The sequence below is a fragment of the Acinetobacter sp. V89_4 genome (assembly GCF_029967875.1).
Lineage (GTDB): Bacteria > Pseudomonadota > Gammaproteobacteria > Pseudomonadales > Moraxellaceae > Acinetobacter > Acinetobacter oleivorans.
The window spans coordinates 16,880-32,845 of sequence record NZ_JASCAI010000023.1 but is presented as its reverse complement, the minus strand read 5'-3'; the positions used below and the strand labels follow the sequence as shown (position 1 = coordinate 32,845).

The 15,966-nt window shown below is 39.1% G+C and carries 14 protein-coding genes; 5 read left to right on the top strand and 9 right to left on the bottom strand.

Going from position 1 to position 15,966, the window contains the following annotated elements; all coding sequences use genetic code 11:
* Positions 1-2: 2 nt before the first annotated feature.
* Positions 3-1,490 carry a YifB family Mg chelatase-like AAA ATPase gene (locus QLG01_RS10185; protein WP_282496383.1) on the top strand — a complete coding sequence of 496 codons (1,488 nt, stop codon included), beginning with the start codon at positions 3-5 and terminating at the stop codon, positions 1,488-1,490.
* Positions 1,491-1,522: 32 nt separating this feature from the next.
* Here QLG01_RS10185 and QLG01_RS10180 read toward each other — a convergent pair whose 3' ends face one another.
* Complete coding sequence (locus QLG01_RS10180; protein WP_282496382.1) at positions 1,523-2,938, bottom strand: PLP-dependent aminotransferase family protein; 1,416 nt, start codon at positions 2,936-2,938, stop codon at positions 1,523-1,525.
* A 111-nt stretch (positions 2,939-3,049) separates the two neighbouring features.
* On the opposite strand from QLG01_RS10180, the gene QLG01_RS10175 reads away from it, so the two are divergent.
* Positions 3,050-3,826 (top strand): aldolase, encoded by a 777-nt coding sequence (locus QLG01_RS10175; RefSeq protein WP_282496381.1) that lies wholly within the window; start codon positions 3,050-3,052, stop codon positions 3,824-3,826.
* A gap of 15 nt (positions 3,827-3,841) precedes the next feature.
* Positions 3,842-4,720 (top strand): dihydrodipicolinate synthase family protein, encoded by an 879-nt coding sequence (locus tag QLG01_RS10170; protein WP_282496380.1) that lies wholly within the window; start codon positions 3,842-3,844, stop codon positions 4,718-4,720.
* A gap of 43 nt (positions 4,721-4,763) precedes the next feature.
* Here QLG01_RS10170 and QLG01_RS10165 read toward each other — a convergent pair whose 3' ends face one another.
* A complete protein-coding gene (locus QLG01_RS10165) occupies positions 4,764-5,576 on the bottom strand; it encodes a TorF family putative porin (protein WP_049838290.1) in 813 nt (270 codons plus the stop codon).
* A gap of 56 nt (positions 5,577-5,632) precedes the next feature.
* Complete coding sequence (locus tag QLG01_RS10160; protein WP_282496379.1) at positions 5,633-5,803, bottom strand: hypothetical protein; 171 nt, start codon at positions 5,801-5,803, stop codon at positions 5,633-5,635.
* 733 nt (positions 5,804-6,536) lie between these two features.
* Between QLG01_RS10160 and QLG01_RS10155 the strand changes: the two genes are divergently transcribed.
* Positions 6,537-7,877: an OprD family outer membrane porin gene (locus QLG01_RS10155; RefSeq protein WP_199987913.1), complete on the top strand. Its 1,341-nt coding sequence runs from the start codon at positions 6,537-6,539 to the stop codon at positions 7,875-7,877.
* 107 nt (positions 7,878-7,984) lie between these two features.
* On the opposite strand, the gene ppa is transcribed toward QLG01_RS10155, so the two are convergent.
* Both ppa and QLG01_RS10145 read right to left on the bottom strand, forming a co-directional pair.
* On the bottom strand, positions 7,985-8,509 hold the full coding sequence (gene ppa / locus QLG01_RS10150) for an inorganic diphosphatase (RefSeq protein ID WP_004795210.1): 525 nt from the start codon (positions 8,507-8,509) through the stop codon (positions 7,985-7,987).
* Positions 8,510-8,636: 127 nt separating this feature from the next.
* Positions 8,637-9,035 (bottom strand): MAPEG family protein, encoded by a 399-nt coding sequence (locus QLG01_RS10145; protein ID WP_004795212.1) that lies wholly within the window; start codon positions 9,033-9,035, stop codon positions 8,637-8,639.
* Positions 9,036-9,141: 106 nt separating this feature from the next.
* Here QLG01_RS10145 and QLG01_RS10140 point away from each other — a divergent pair, with 106 nt between their 5' ends.
* Positions 9,142-9,531, top strand: coding sequence for a hypothetical protein (locus QLG01_RS10140; protein WP_005301519.1), 390 nt, complete (start codon positions 9,142-9,144; stop codon positions 9,529-9,531).
* Positions 9,532-9,569: 38 nt separating this feature from the next.
* Here QLG01_RS10140 and QLG01_RS10135 read toward each other — a convergent pair whose 3' ends face one another.
* From QLG01_RS10135 to QLG01_RS10120, 4 genes are all read right to left on the bottom strand, one after another.
* Positions 9,570-11,249, bottom strand: a complete 1,680-nt coding sequence (locus QLG01_RS10135) for a long-chain-fatty-acid--CoA ligase (RefSeq protein ID WP_004795215.1) — start codon at positions 11,247-11,249, stop codon at positions 9,570-9,572.
* 296 nt (positions 11,250-11,545) lie between these two features.
* Positions 11,546-13,765, bottom strand: a complete 2,220-nt coding sequence (parC, locus tag QLG01_RS10130) for a DNA topoisomerase IV subunit A (protein WP_013199151.1) — start codon at positions 13,763-13,765, stop codon at positions 11,546-11,548.
* Positions 13,766-13,917: 152 nt separating this feature from the next.
* Positions 13,918-15,237: an MFS transporter gene (locus tag QLG01_RS10125; protein WP_151767103.1), complete on the bottom strand. Its 1,320-nt coding sequence runs from the start codon at positions 15,235-15,237 to the stop codon at positions 13,918-13,920.
* Between the two features lie 79 nt (positions 15,238-15,316).
* Positions 15,317-15,961 carry a trimeric intracellular cation channel family protein gene (locus QLG01_RS10120; protein ID WP_004795225.1) on the bottom strand — a complete coding sequence of 215 codons (645 nt, stop codon included), beginning with the start codon at positions 15,959-15,961 and terminating at the stop codon, positions 15,317-15,319.
* Positions 15,962-15,966: the final 5 nt, after the last annotated feature.

The following is a 15,966-nucleotide window of genomic DNA, read 5'->3' as shown; positions in this document are numbered from 1 at the left end:
AGATGTCTTTTTCTAAAATTTATACACGGGGACTTTTGGGTTTACATGCACCTCTAATTGAAGTTGAGGTACATGTGAGTCAAGGCTTACCTTCTCTTACCATTGTCGGACTAGCAGAGGCGGCTGTACGAGAGAGTAAAGACCGAGTTCGCTCAGCCATTATTAATAGTGGATTTCAATTTCCAACTAAACGGCTGACCATTAATCTTGCACCAGCAGATTTGCCCAAAGATGGGTCACGTCTGGATTTACCAATTGCTGTAGGCATTTTAATTGCTTCTGGTCAGCTTCCTGAAAACTGTGCCGAAGATTTTGAATTAATTGGTGAATTAGCACTGGATGGTCATGTAAGACCAGTGTCAGGTACTTTAACTTTGGCCATGGCGTGTCAACAGGCCAAGCATAAAATGCTTTTACCTCTTGATAATAGTCAGGATATTAACCATTTACCGGACCTTGAGTGTTATCCGGTGAGCCATTTAAAAGAAGTCTGTGAACACTTTCTGGGCACGAAATCTCTATCTTCGATTGAACCTTCAACAACATCAAATCAAATGCCTTATAAATTTGATTTGGCAGATGTAAAAGGTCAGCTACGCCCACGTCGCGCCCTAGAAATAGCCGCAGCAGGGGGACATTCTCTGCTCTTTAAAGGACCACCGGGCACCGGTAAGACTTTACTCGCTTCACGCCTTCCTTCAATTTTGCCACCTCTTTCTAATCAAGAAACACTTGAAGTTGCGAGTATTTATTCGATTTCAAATACACCGCATACGTTTGGACAGCGTCCTTTTCGTGCACCCCACCATACGGCATCAGCAATTGCACTTGTTGGGGGCGGATCTCACCCTAAACCGGGTGAAATTACCTTATCCCACTTAGGTGTTCTATTTTTAGATGAATTGCCCGAGTTTGATAGAAAAGTGCTAGAAGTTTTACGCCAGCCGCTTGAATCAAAAGAAATCATTATTTCACGAGCAGCTCGGCAAATTACTTATCCTGCTAACTTTCAACTGATTGCTGCGATGAACCCCTGCCCATGTGGTTATGCGTTTAATCAAGACAGCCGTTGCCAATGTTCACCTGACAGCATTAAGCGCTATCAAAACCGTATATCGGGCCCTTTACTTGACCGTATCGATTTACATATTGATGTACCGCCTTTAAAAGCTCAGGAACTGCAAGATTCAACACCTGTTGAAGGTTCTACGGCTGTAAGACAGCGCGTGATTTCTGCTTATGAACAACAAATGCAAAGACAAAATTGTTTAAATCAAGCGCTTTCACCGAAGCAACTAGAACAATATGCTGTCCTTGATAGTACTTCACAGCGAATGATTGAAATGGCACAGCAACGTTTAAATCTATCAGCTCGTGCTTATCATCGTGTTTTACGAGTAGCGCGGACCATTGCCGATTTGGCTCAAAGCGAGATGATTCAGAGCCCTCATCTTACAGAAGCTCTCTCTTATCGAGGCAATCATTCTTAAGGTAAAACAGCGGATGATGAGTCCGCTGTTCTTTAGTTAAGAACTTGATTTAAGGTCTCGATTAAAGAAGTAATTTCTTTCTCTGATAAAGCAGCAAAACCCAAGCGAATACAACGATTAGAAGACTCGTTTTGTTTAAACTTATGCTCTGTATCAATGTTGAGTTCTTTTAATTTTATAAGCTGATCTCGAGTAAATGGTTTCTGGAATTTTACCCATAACGCCATTCCACCCGCGGGTGGTTGTATATGAACACGCTCTGCAAAAACTCTTTTAAACTCAGCTAACGCATGGTCTCGGCGTAGTTGATATATTTTTTTCATTTTACGGATGTGTCTTTTAATTTCACCCCGTTGCATTAAATCTGCTAAGGCAAGTTCAGTAATATTATTACCTTGACGATCAATCAGTAAAATATCTTCAGTAATCGATTGAATGATTGGTGACGATGCCACGATGTAGCCTAAACGAATCCCTGGTGCAAAAACTTTAGACAATGAACCAACATGAATAACCAATTCAGAATGAGGCAAACTTGCTAAGGGTGGCATAGGCCGACTGTCATAATGGAATTCATTATCATAGTCATCTTCAATAATATAAAAGCCCCATTTTTTTGAAAGCTCTAAGAGTTGAAGACGGCGATTCATTGGCATCGTGACAGTTGTGGGATATTGATGATGCGGAGTTGTATAAATGGCAGCAACCGAATGTTCTTTTAAAATACGTTCTAAATCCTCAATGACAATACCTTGTTCATCTAATTTGACAGAAACGACCTGAAAACCATTTGATTGAAACGCTTTAAAAGCAGATGGATAGTAAAGCTCTTCAACAACGATAACACCTTGCCGATTAGGTAATGCACGAGATGCAAGAAAAATTCCCATCTGGCTACCGCGTACAATACAAATCTCACCTGCGGCAACATTCATAAAACGTTCCATCGACAACATTTGTTGTAAGGCTTGTCTTAACTCAGCCATACCTTTCGGATCACCATATCCCATATACTGGTTTTGGGTAATTTTAATCAGTGCATGCCGATAGGCGCGTGAAAATAGTTCGTAGGGAATAAGCCGTGGATCTGGCACACCATCGTTATGTGGATATAAAGCAACTTCTTGAATAATTGGCTTCTCATTAACTTTTCGCTCAGATACTGACTCTATTTTGAGTTGTTTTTCTGGCAAAACATCTGCCACAAATGTGCCTTTTCTGGGGCGAGTCACAAGCCATCCTTGTGCTTCTAATTCTTCATAGACCGCTTGTACCGTTTTCCGATTAATTCCTAATTCTTTTGATAGGCTACGAGACCCCGGCAGCATAGTCCCTTGCGCCAACCGGCTACTTAAAATTTCCTGACTAATCAAGTTAGTCAGTTTTAGAAAAACCGTCTTTTCTTCTCTTTCATCGATACGAAAATGTACTTGCCAAGGTCTTAGCATATTTGCCCCATCTGGACCATATAACTTATTAAAACTGGATGTATTGATTCATCCAGTTGTTTTCTATTCTGCCTTCACTTACTTAATTTGGTCAACTGGACTGGAGAAGAGATGAAGACTGCTTCTGTAAACAAACAAGACCTTATGCAAAATGCACAGCAAGACATGCAAAAGTGGATTAGTGACTCAGATTTAACTGACCGCCAAAAGCTTGCACTCACTTGTCGTATTTTATTTGATCATGGCCATGATGCTGGTTTAGCAGGCCAAATTACTTGTCGTAGTGAAAGTAAAGAATTCTTTATTACCCAACGTTTTGGTTTAGGTTTTGATGAAATTACTGCCTCAAACTTGCTTGAGGTGAATCAAGACCTAGAACCCATTAATCAAGAAGGAATGGCAAACCCAGCCAACCGTTTTCATACATGGATTTATAAAGAACACCCAGAGGTGAACTGCATTATCCATACGCATCCGACTCATGTAGCTGCATTGTCGATGCTCCAGATTCCACTCATGATTTCTCAGATGGATGTCTGTGCACTTTACGAAGATTGCTCTTTTGTAGGCCATTGGCCGGGTGTTCCTGTGGGCAATGAAGAAGGTATTTTGATTTCTTCTGCTCTGGGTAAAAACCGCGCTGTTTTGTTGTCTCACCATGGTCAACTGGTCACAGGAAAAACCATTGAAGAAGCCTGCAACTTGGCGCTTTTAATTGAACGCGCAGCTCAACTGCAACTTTTAGCCATGTCGGCCGGGCAAATTCAGCCGATCCCACACGATTTAGCTACAGAAGCTCATGACTGGGTATCTACCGATAAACGCAACAAAGTGAACTTTGCTTACTACGCACGTAAAGCTTTGAAAAAACATTCTGACTGTATTTGAAAAGAGACTTCGACCATGAAACTAAACGGCATTATTGGCTACCCTGTTACTCCTTTTTCTGATGACAACACCATTAATCTTCCTGTTTTAAAACAGATGCTGGATTTGCTTATTGAAAACGGCTGCGATGCAATTGCGCCTTTAGGCAGTACTGGCGAAAGTGCTTATCTTGAATGGGATGAGTGGTGTTTAGTCGCTAAAACTTCAATTGAAAGCATTAATAAACGTGTACCTGTCATTATTGGAATTTCAGAACTCACGACGGATCAAGCCATCAAAAAAGCGCAGATCGCGCAAAGCTATGGTGCAGATGCACTTATGGTGATTCCTGTATCTTATTGGAAGCTAACAGATCAAGAGATTTTTGAATATTATCAAGCGATTGCACAAGCGATGACTTTACCGATTATGATTTATAATAACCCTGCAACGAGTGGTGTTGATATGTCTCCAGAATTAATCGTGCGCATGTTTAATAACATTGCAAACATCACAATGGTAAAAGAAAGCAGCGGTGATATTCAGCGCATGCATAAAATTCAAGAACTCTCAAAAGGAGAACTTCCGTTTTATAACGGATGTAACCCTCTAGCTTTAGAAGCTTTATGTGCTGGAGCAAGTGGTTGGTGTACAGCAGCACCAAATCTGTTAGGTCAACAACCTCAACAACTTATCGAACATGTAAAAAATGGTGAATTACAACAGGCCCAAAAATCATTTTATCAACAACTTCCTCTACTACGCTTTATTGTAACTGGGGGTTTACCCAAAACGATTAAAGCAGGTTTACAGCTAAAAGGTGTTGCTGCAGGTTCACCCCGTAAGCCATTGTTCAAAGCCACAGATATTGAGCTTAATCAGTTAAAACAACTACTTTCTGAAATAAAAAACTAATAAAAAAAGCGGGTCAATAAACCCGCTTTTTATAACTCAAAGCTTAGAATGTTTTAGTTAAACTAAACACTAAACCTGTGTCATAAGGTTTTTTCTGAGCATCGGTCATGCCAGAAGTACTAATGTCCGTACCCACTACATCTAGCTCAGCAACAATACCCAAGATGTTATAGTTTACGCCGACTTTATAATCGATATAGCTATCGTCTTCACCTGGTCCACCCGCAACTACAAGTAAAGAGTCTTTATTTTTAAGCTTGTTATAGCCAACTGAAGCAAGGCCTGTAAATCCTGTATCTGCAATTGGTGCTGAATAGCCAACGTTGAAATACCAGAACTCATCAGAGTGGCCCCAATAATCATCTGAGTAGCTTACGCCCACACTAAGTGCATCACCTTTAAATAAAGAATCAGCAAAAGTTAATTTTCCGTAAAATTCGTTAAAGTCAAAACCCGTATCCCCATTGTATGGGTTAGTAAATTTTGAGTCAGAACCAATATAACCGTAATGAATTACACCCACGTCATAGGTTGGTGCCAGCTTATCTGATAGTTTTAAGGTATTGGTATAACCTAATGAGATATCAGTTTCAGTTGAAACACCTGGCGTATTAAAGTCAACGCTTGAACCCCAAAGCGCAACATAAGCACCCGACTTATGAGAAAAAGTAAAACCACCTTGAATGGCTGGATTATTTGATGATTGGGTAACTCCGCGGAAGCGGTAGTCTGTGGTTGCTGCGACGCTCCCTGTTGCGGTGATACCATAAAAAGATGGTGCATCTTCAGCCATAGCCATGGTTGAACCTGCTGCAAAGATACCAAGACCTAAGGCCTTAAGTGCAAATTTCATCATTTTGATCTCCCCCATAATGAATGCACGATTTATGTATATAAAACACATTGTGTTACTTAAGCTTTAGCAATTGCTGTGCCAATTCCATATTTGCTATCAACGCACTTCATTAATTTTGAGATCAAACTTGTTTTACAATGAACCCCCTGCTTGTTTTTCATAAATATATATCTATAAAAAACAATAAAATAAAATAAAACTCTTGTGCAATTAGAAATAATAAACATATGAAAACCCCTTATCGGAAACTAGTAACCGAGATGGGAAGTATTCATTTACTCAATGTAAAATTTCTATTTAGCCTTGATTAGGAAATATAAAAATTACGTAAATTTCTTAAAGCTAGGCTTTTAATGGTCTGTAAATGGGCATTTCATTTAATTAGATTTCTTTATTTTTTCTATTTTTAAACTTATGAACTATTTTGGGTCTTTTTTAATCAGCAATATGAGCAAAAAGAGTAATGCACAAAATTTACGCAAAATATCGCACTAAATTTGACCAATTAAACTAAATTCTATTGCTCGTTTAGAGTGATCTATTTTTGCACATTGTTCTTAAAAATAATGTTATAAAGTAACACTTTAAAAAATATTAAAAATAAATCGTCGAAAAAATCAACTCAACAGGAGATCAAAAACTAAACATATCCATCAAAAAGGATCAAAAAATAAACAGAAGAATCAACTATTTTTTGAGCTTGGAATATAAAATAAATGGTAAAAATACACTAAAAAATAAATTACTTTTTTTATTTTAAACAATACATTAAGTATAAAAGGTTAATAGTAAATTTAGTCAACAAGCAGTAGCACATTAATCAATTTCTGCATAGCATATATAAAATAAAATCAACAAAAATATATCTTTTTTATAGATTACTTATACAATTGATTCAAATCCTAGGCCCTGAACAATAACAAGGCACAGGATTTATCGTTTTTATGAGGTTCTTTAAATATGCTAAATGCACAAAAACTTACATTAGCAGTTCTCATTTCTGCGGCAATAATTTCCTCAGCTCAGGCAAGCGAGCAAAGTGAGGCAAAAGGATTTGTTGAAGATGCGAACGGTTCTATTCTCTTCCGTACCGGTTATATCAGCCGTGATAAAACCAACTATGTTGAAAACCTTACAGGTAAACCTGTACAAGTTAAAGACACTAGTTCATTTGCTCAAACCGCAATTGTAAATATCGACTCAGGCTTTACCCAAGGTATTGTTGGTTTCGGTGTTGGCGTTGTTGGTGATGGTTCATTTAAAATCGGCGCAAACAAAAACGCTGGCAATAACATGATTCCACGTGAAACTGGCCTCAATAACGAAGGTGTACCAACAAAAGGTGCTGGTGATTCATATGATCACTGGGCTCGTGGTGGTGCTAATGTTAAAGCACGTTTCTCGAATACAACAGTACGCTATGGTACTCAAGTACTCGACTTACCTGTTTTGGCAAGTAACACAGCTCGTTTAGTACCTGAATATTTTACTGGTACTTTGTTAACTAGCCATGAAATTAAAAATTTAGAAGTGATTGCGGGTAAATTCACTAAAGATCAGTATTCTGATCAGGTGAACACAGATGGACGTCATCTTGACCGTGCAATTGTTTGGGGAGCTAAGTACAAATTTGATGACAATTTAAATGCATCTTATTATGGCTTAGATAGTAAAGATAAGCTTGAACGTCATTATGTAAATGTAAACTATAAACAACCATTGGCAAATGATAGTTCATTAACTTATGATTTCAGTGGTTATCATACTAAGTTTGATGAAGGTGCTTTTACTTACTCACAAACTACTGATGACCTATCTAATCGTAAGAATAATATTTGGGCAATCTCTACAGCGTACAACACTGGCCCACATAATGTAATGGTTGCTTACCAACAAAACAGTGGTAACGTTGGTTATGACTATGGGGAAAATGCTGACGGCGGCCAAAGTATTTATTTGCCAAACTCTTACCTGTCTGACTTCATCGGTAACGATGAAAAATCTGCACAGATCCAATATAGCCTAGACTTTGGTAAATTAGGTGTATTACCTGGTTTAAATTGGACAACTGCATTTGTATACGGTTGGGACATCAAAGTTAAAAATGTAACTGACAGTGCTCAAGAACGCGAATTCTTTAACCAAGTAAAATACACCGTTCAAAGTGGTTTTGCTAAAGATGCAAGTCTTCGTATTCGTAACTCGTACTACCGCGCTAGTGATGCCTATCAAAATGGTAACTATATCGGTGACACGAATGAATGGCGTATCTTCCTTGATATTCCTGTGAAATTATTCTAATTCACAAATTTATCAAGCATAAAAAAACCTACGTCTGGCAACAGATGTAGGTTTTTTATTAAGCTCAGAATATCAATTAAGGCATTCTGAGCCTTATCAATTAAAGCTTATTTAGCAGCTTCAATTGCTTTTAATACTTCAGCTTTAGCAACGTCAGCACCTTCCCAACCACTGATTTTTACCCACTTACCTGGTTCTAAATCTTTATAGTGACTGAAGAAATGCTCAATTTGGCTAATTAATAACGGAGGAAGATCTGTATATTCCTTAACGTCTTTATATAATGGAGACAATTTTTCGTGTGGAACAGCGATTAATTTCGCATCGATACCACCATCATCTTCCATTTTTAATTTGCCCACTGGACGGCAACGAATGACTGAACCAGCGGCAACAGGATGTGGAGTTACAACAAGTACGTCTAACGGGTCACCATCTTCAGACAAAGTATTTGGAACATAACCATAGTTCGCTGGATAGAACATTGCTGTGCCCATGAAACGGTCTACAAACAATGCATCAGAATCTTTGTCGATTTCATATTTAATTGGTGCTGCATTTGCAGGAATTTCAATGATGACATAGATGTCATTTGGGGCATCTTTACCTGCTGGGATATTGCTGTAACTCATATCAATACTCTTTCGTTATGAAGTCAGATGTAAAATCCACTCGATTATAGCGTGGATATCATCAAAATGATGCCGATTATACAATGCGCACACGCGAAAGTTGATATGAATGATGACAGAATGACACTCAAGTCAGTTTAATCGTGACCACTAATAAGAAGATTGGGCACAATATAGATAAGAACCAGACAATCGAACGTAAAGTTGCCCAGTTACTTAAATAACAGATCCCATAAATAACTCTTAAAATAATATATGCCCAACCCAATCTCAGAATAAAATATTCCGGAACGACCATATATTCAGCCATTAAAATAGCCGTTAAGAATAAAGGTAAGCTTTCAAAGCTATTTTGTTGTACGGCATTTGCACGAGCAGCCAAACCAGTTGTTTTGGCAAAAAAAGCTCTCGGGTTTTGATTATCGGCAGGCTGAAACCCACCTGTAAACTTTGCAATTACGGTAAATGCGTATGGCAGCAAACATGCCACTAAAATAATATAGATAATGCCGCTGATGCCCTGCATAGTGCCATCCATCACTGAAAATACTGTTGATCATGCTATCATAACATTGCGTTTTTACCTGAAATTTTATGCAATCACTTGTCATCACTGATTAATAGGGCCATGTATGCAACAACCTGATCAAAAAGAATTGTTTGAAGTCTTGGATAAGCAAAAACAGAATCAACTTCAGATAGATCGCATATTAAAGATCGTGCTCCCTATTATGGCTTTTTTACTTAGTGTGATTTGTGCAAATTTGAATTGGCAATCGACACTTGGCACCTTTGTTATTTTAACAATTACCTTTATTGCAGTCGGTATTAAACGACTCACTTTGTGGCACTGGCTCATTGTGATTACGATATATTGCTTAGCAGATAATTATTTAAGTTATGGTCAGCTTGATTTAACTCACCTACGCTTGCAACTCGGCACAATGCTTGTTTTTGTTGGGATGGTCGGAATTGGACGTCCTTATATAGACCGCTGGTTTATAAAAAGCCATAAAAACTAAAATAAAAAAGCGCCCTAAGGCGCTTTTTTATTCACTGATTAGGCTGGTTTACGTAAGTCTTTACGTAAAATTTTGCCTACATTTGATTTTGGTAATTCATCCATAAACTCAACATAACGAGGGCGTTTATAGCCTGTTAAATTTTCTTTAGCGAAACTCAAAACTTCTTCAGTCGTTAAGCTTTGATCTTTTTTCACAATAAAGAGTTTTGGCACTTCACCTGATTTTTCATCTGGAACACCAATGGCTGCAACTTCCAATACTTTTGGATGTTTAGCAATAACTTCTTCGATTTCACTTGGATAAACGTTAAAGCCAGAAACCAAAATCATATCCTTTTTACGGTCTACAATTTTTGTATATCCACGGCTATCCATCACACCGATGTCACCCGTACGGAAGAAACCATCCGCTGTCATGACTTTAGCTGTCTCATCAGGACGATTCCAGTAGCCCTTCATCACTTGAGGACCGCGAATCGAGATTTCACCTTGCTCACCTAAAGCAACTTCTTTACCGTCATCATCTAAAATAGCAACTTCAGTTAAAGGTAACGGAATACCAATAGTGCCGCTAAATTCAGTAGAAGCAGGTGGATTTGCAGTTGCTACCGGTGAAGTTTCTGATAAACCATAGCCTTCAATAATGGTTGTACCAGTAATTTTCTTCCACGCTTCTGCTGTAGAAGGTAAAACGGCCATACCACCGCCCATCGCCATTTTTAAATTGCTATGGTCAAGTTGTTTGAATTCTTCATTGTTCACTAAAGCATTAAACAATGTGTTTACTGCTGGGAAGAATGATGGTTGATATTTACGTAATTCGTTAATAACAGCTGGTAAATCACGAGGGTTCGGAATCAAGATATTTGCTTGACCTTTATACATACCGTACATCGCGCAAACCATGAACGCAAAAATATGATAAAGCGGTAATGCACAAACAATACGGTCGCCTTTAGCGCCATCATTTGCTCCAAATTTACTTTGAAAAATACCATCACATTGAAGTAAGTTTGCTACAAGATTACGATGAGTAAGCTCTGCACCTTTTGAAACGCCTGTTGTACCACCAGTGTATTGAAGTACAGCAGTGTCACTTAAAGTTAACGTCGGACGCTTATAATTACTCGCATTTTCTTTATTTAATGCTGAGTTAAATTTAACGTGCCCTGGAATATTCCAAGCTGGAATTTGTTTACGTACTTTACGTAATACAAAATTCACCAGAGTACCTTTGAGTGTACCGAGCATGTCTCCGACTGATGCAACTACGACATGCTTCACTGGAGTTTTACCCAAAATGCTTTGGTAAACACTGGCAAAGTTTTCGATAATCACGAGTACTTCTGCACCTGAGTCATTTAATTGATGCTCAAGTTCACGCGCAGTATAGAGTGGGTTAACGTTTACTAACACCAAACCTGCACGTAACACAGCTAATGCAACTACAGGATACTGCAATACATTCGGCATCATCACTGCCACACGAGTTCCTTTTGCTAACCCCAAATTTTGCAAATAGGTTGCGAACTTACGGCTTGCAAGTTCTAACTCATTAAATGACATCGCTTTATCCATAAAGATAAAGGCATCGCGAGAACCAAATTTTTGGAAATTACTCTCAAAAATATCAACAAGTGAGGTATTTTCCGCAGGCAATGCTACTGTTTCTGGAATCCCTGTTTTTTGGTATTCTGCAAACCAAATTTTTTCCATAATGCCATTATCTCCGATTCGTAATCCTTAGTAATAACTGTTATTCAATGCCCCAGCTATTCTTTAGCTTCTTGGTGCCAGAACATATTTAAAACTTATTGGCACATTCATGACACTTCGAACAAGATTATGAGACAGAAGTTTTGACAATTTAACCCTGCCAAATTTTTTGCATGGAGTACAAATTACGTACTCCAAATTGCTGTCCTTTTAATCGTTATTCAATACCAACAAGTTCAGTTCATTGCTTGAACATGTTGCCATATATAGCGTATTTATGTTGCCAGACGCTAGCTTTATCTCTGAATCAACAGTTTATTTGCTTTTTGATATCCACGTGGTAAGAGCTGACCTTTCGAAGCTCGTTTACCCATATATTTTTGTAGATCATCACCTTTTAATTTTAGATGTTGCTGACCTGCAACCACCTGAATTATTTCATCTAAGTTCAGGGTTGTCATGGATAAAATTTGCTCTTTCGCATCAAGTTGTATCAACTTATTACCTTTACCCTTATTTAGATTTGGTAGTTCTGCCAAATCAATAATCAAGAGTCGACCTGCTGAGCTGAGCACCGCTAAGTGCGTCATATTCTGAGCAGATATTAATGGTAAAGCTTTTGATTTTTCAGGAACAGACAAGAATGTCTTACCTGCCTTGGCATTGGTATCTAACTGTTTGGTTTGAGTTTTAAACCCATAACCAGAGGTACTCGCAGCGATAAGTTCTGACTCTTCATCTTCTAGATAAACCTGAATAAACGACACACCACTTGCAGGAGCAAGTTTAGAACTTAAAGGTTCGCCCAAACCTCTTGCTGATGGCAAACTACTAATAGGCAAGGCATAACTACGCCCTGTCTCATCAAGGAAATAGATCCGTTGATTAGTTTTACCCACAGCGTGACTTAAATATTGGTCGCCCGCACGATAATTTAAATTCTCTGCATCAACATCTGCACCTTTTGCAGCACGAATCCATCCAGCTTCAGATAAAACCACCGTTACTGCTTCAGCTGGCATTAAATCCTGTTCTTTAATCTGAACAGCTTCAGCACGCACCACGATTGGAGAACGGCGTTCGTCACCAAACTTTTTCGCGTCTTCTTTTAATTCACCAATAATCAGATTTTTTAAAGATTCTGGATTTTCTAATTGCTCACGAATAATGGCAGCTTTTGCAGCAAGCTCATCTTGTTCATGACGGATTTCCATCTCTTCAAGTTTTGCTAAATGACGCAACTTGAGTTCTAAAATTGCTTCTGCCTGTATCTCATCAATATTGAAATGTTCCATCAATACAGGTTTAGGCTGATCTTCTTCACGGATAATACGAATCACTGTATCAATATCAAGATAAGCAATTAAAAGACCTGCCAAAATATGCAGGCGTTTCTCAATTCGGTTTAAATGATATTCTAAACGGCGAGTTACTGTTTTTTTACGGATCTCAATCCATTCAAGCAAGATACGACGAATCGATTTAACCTGAGGACGTCCATCCTCACCAATCATGTTTAAATTAACACGGTAGCTCGACTCTAAATCGGTGGTCGCAAACAAATGGCTCATCACTGCTTCCGCATCAATACGGTTTGAGCGCAATACAATCACGAGTCGTGTTGGGTTTGCATGATCCGACTCGTCACGAATATCAACGACTAATGGCAGCTTTTTGGCCTGCATTTGGTCGGCAATTTGAGTAATTACCTTAGAGCCCGATACTTGATAAGGCAGCTCAGTAATCACGATTTCATTTTTTTCAATAGTATAAACCGCTCGCATGCGGTAACTACCACGACCAGTGGTCTGGATTTTGAGTAATTCTTCTGGCGGAGTAATAATTTCAGCTTTTGTTGGTAAATCTGGCCCTGGAATATATTCAGCCAATTTTTCATCTGAAGTTTGTGGGTTACGAATTAAGGCAATCGTGCCTTTAATCACTTCACGTAAATTATGTGGAGGAATATCTGTCGCCATACCAACGGCAATACCGGTTGTGCCGTTGAGTAGAATATTAGGAATACGCGCTGGCAACGTAATAGGCTCTTTTAATGAACCATCAAAGTTATCTTGCCAGTCAGTTGTGCCCTGACCTAGCTCATTTAACAACAACTCACTGTAAGCAGAAAGCTTTGCTTCGGTATAACGCATCGCAGCAAATGACTTAGGATCATCTGGTGCCCCCCAGTTACCTTGTCCTTCAATTAAAGGATAACGATAACTAAATGGCTGAGCCATCAATACCATCGCTTCGTAACATGCCGAGTCACCATGAGGATGGTATTTACCGAGCACATCACCTACTGTACGTGCTGATTTTTTTGGCTTGCCGCTATTTTTTAAGCCTAGCTCGCTCATGGCATAGACAATACGGCGCTGTACAGGCTTTAAGCCATCACTGATATGCGGCAATGCACGGTCCATAATGACGTACATGGCATAATTTAAGTAAGCCTGTTCAGTAAATTCGGCTACAGAGCGGTTTTCTGTCGCTTGATGCGCAAGGCTGGTCATAGTCAGCTTATCTTCCAAATCAGTCGTTATTTTAAATGAGTCTTATGCTAAGTGGGCTATGTTACAGACACAAGAGGGAGTCTGTCACCTGAGCGTCAAATTATGTCTCATCTCTCTATATTTTTAGTTACTTGCTATAAAGTTAGGCAAAACTACAAGCCTATCGACTCTAGTCTTTTCCCTTGGGTTTCTTCACCTAATATTAAAATTACAGCTGCGACCAAAAGTAAAACAACAGTAAACATCATAAATACATGGCTAAACCCATGCTTTGCAACCATCATATGAGTAACGACAATCGGCGCCAAAATTCCGCCTAAACGCCCCATTGCCGATGCCCAGCCCGAACCAAAAGCCCGAATATTGGCTGGATATTGTTCTGGCGTATAGGTATATAACACGCCCCATGCCCCTAAATTAAAGAAAGACATGAGACAGCCCCAAAACATAATGCTATTTACGCTGTCGGCTTGTCCAAAGAAATATGCAGACAGTGCACAAAACCCGATAAATGAAGCAAGAGTAATTTTTCTACCCAGTCGCTCAACAAACCATGCCGCTGCTAAGTAACCTGGTAGCTGTGCCAAAATCATCAGCAAAACATATTCAAAAGATTTAACAATGTCATAGCCCTGTTTCACCAGTAAACTTGGCAACCAAGTAAAGATACCGTAGTAGGAATATACGATTCCAAACCAGATGAGCCACAGCATTAAACTACGGCGTGCAAAAGGGCCACTCCAAAGTTGTCTAAAAGATACCTTTTGTTGTATGGCGACAGGCACAACTTCAATGTGATGAACAATTTGAACACCCGCTTGAGCTTCTAGTTTTTGTACTAAAGCATGCGCTTCTTCGATACGTCCACGGTTAATCAGATACGGTATCGATTCGGGGAGTTTTTTCCAAATCACTAAAATATAAATTAGAGGGAGGCCGCCCATCAGAAATGCGATATGCCAGCCAAATTTAGGAATAATAAAATAAGAAATTAACGCCGCAACTAACCAGCCTAAACCCCAAAAACTTTCAAGTAATACAATAAAACGACCACGTACATGTGAGGGTATATATTCACTCACTAATGTCACCGCAACAGGTAACTGCCCGCCAAGTCCAAGGCCAACAATAAAACGGAAAATCAATAACCATTTTAAATCTGGAGCAAAAGCACATAAAGCAGTCGCAATACTATAAATTGCCATGGTCGTGGCAAATATTGTCTTTCGACCAAAACGATCGGCTAAGGCTCCTGAGCAAACTGCACCAATAGCCATTCCTACAAAGCCAATACTTACAATCCAACCACTTTCGGCTGGTGTCAATGCCCAGTCTTTAACAAGCGTTGTCATGATAAAAGCAATGATACCGGTGTCCATCGCATCAAACATCCAACCTAAACCAACCACCCACAATAATGTGTAGTGGAATTTGCCAATTGGAAGATTTTGTATACGTGAAACCAGATCCATAAGAAAACTCTACTGGAAAGAATAAGTGAGCAATACAATATTTAATTGTTATAGCATGCTCACATCGTATTCTGCATGATTAATGTTCATCGGTCGATGAAGCTGATTCTGCATCGTCATCTTTATAAATAAACTTAGGCATTTCTAAGCCGAAATAGATCGCAATCAAACGCAGAGTAAAACCGAAAATTAAGGTTGAAATAACAGTTAACTCTAAACTGAATCCCAAATCTAAACATACCCAGTAGCAAATGACTGCTACAAAAGAAATACTCGCATAAAGTTCACGACGGAAAACGAACGGAACGTCGTTACATAAAATGTCACGCAAAATACCGCCAGAAACGCCAGTTAACACCCCTGCTACTGCCGATACGACAAAACCATGCCCCATTTGTAAGGCAATCTGACAACCAATAATGGTAAATCCAATTAGACCTAAAGCATCGAGCACCAAAAAGATGTTATGTAAGTGACGCATCCATTTGGCAATAATGATTGTGACAAATGCAGCACAACAAGTCAGAACCAAATATTCAGGATGTTTTACCCAAGTTAAAGGGTAGTGGCCAAGTAATACATCACGTACAGACCCACCCCCTAAGGCAGTCACACAGGCAATCAGTACGACACCGAACCAGTCCATACTCCGTCGACCAGCAGACAGTGCGCCTGTCATGGCTTCGGCAGTAATCGCAATAATATAAATAACGGTGAGTAACATTGCCC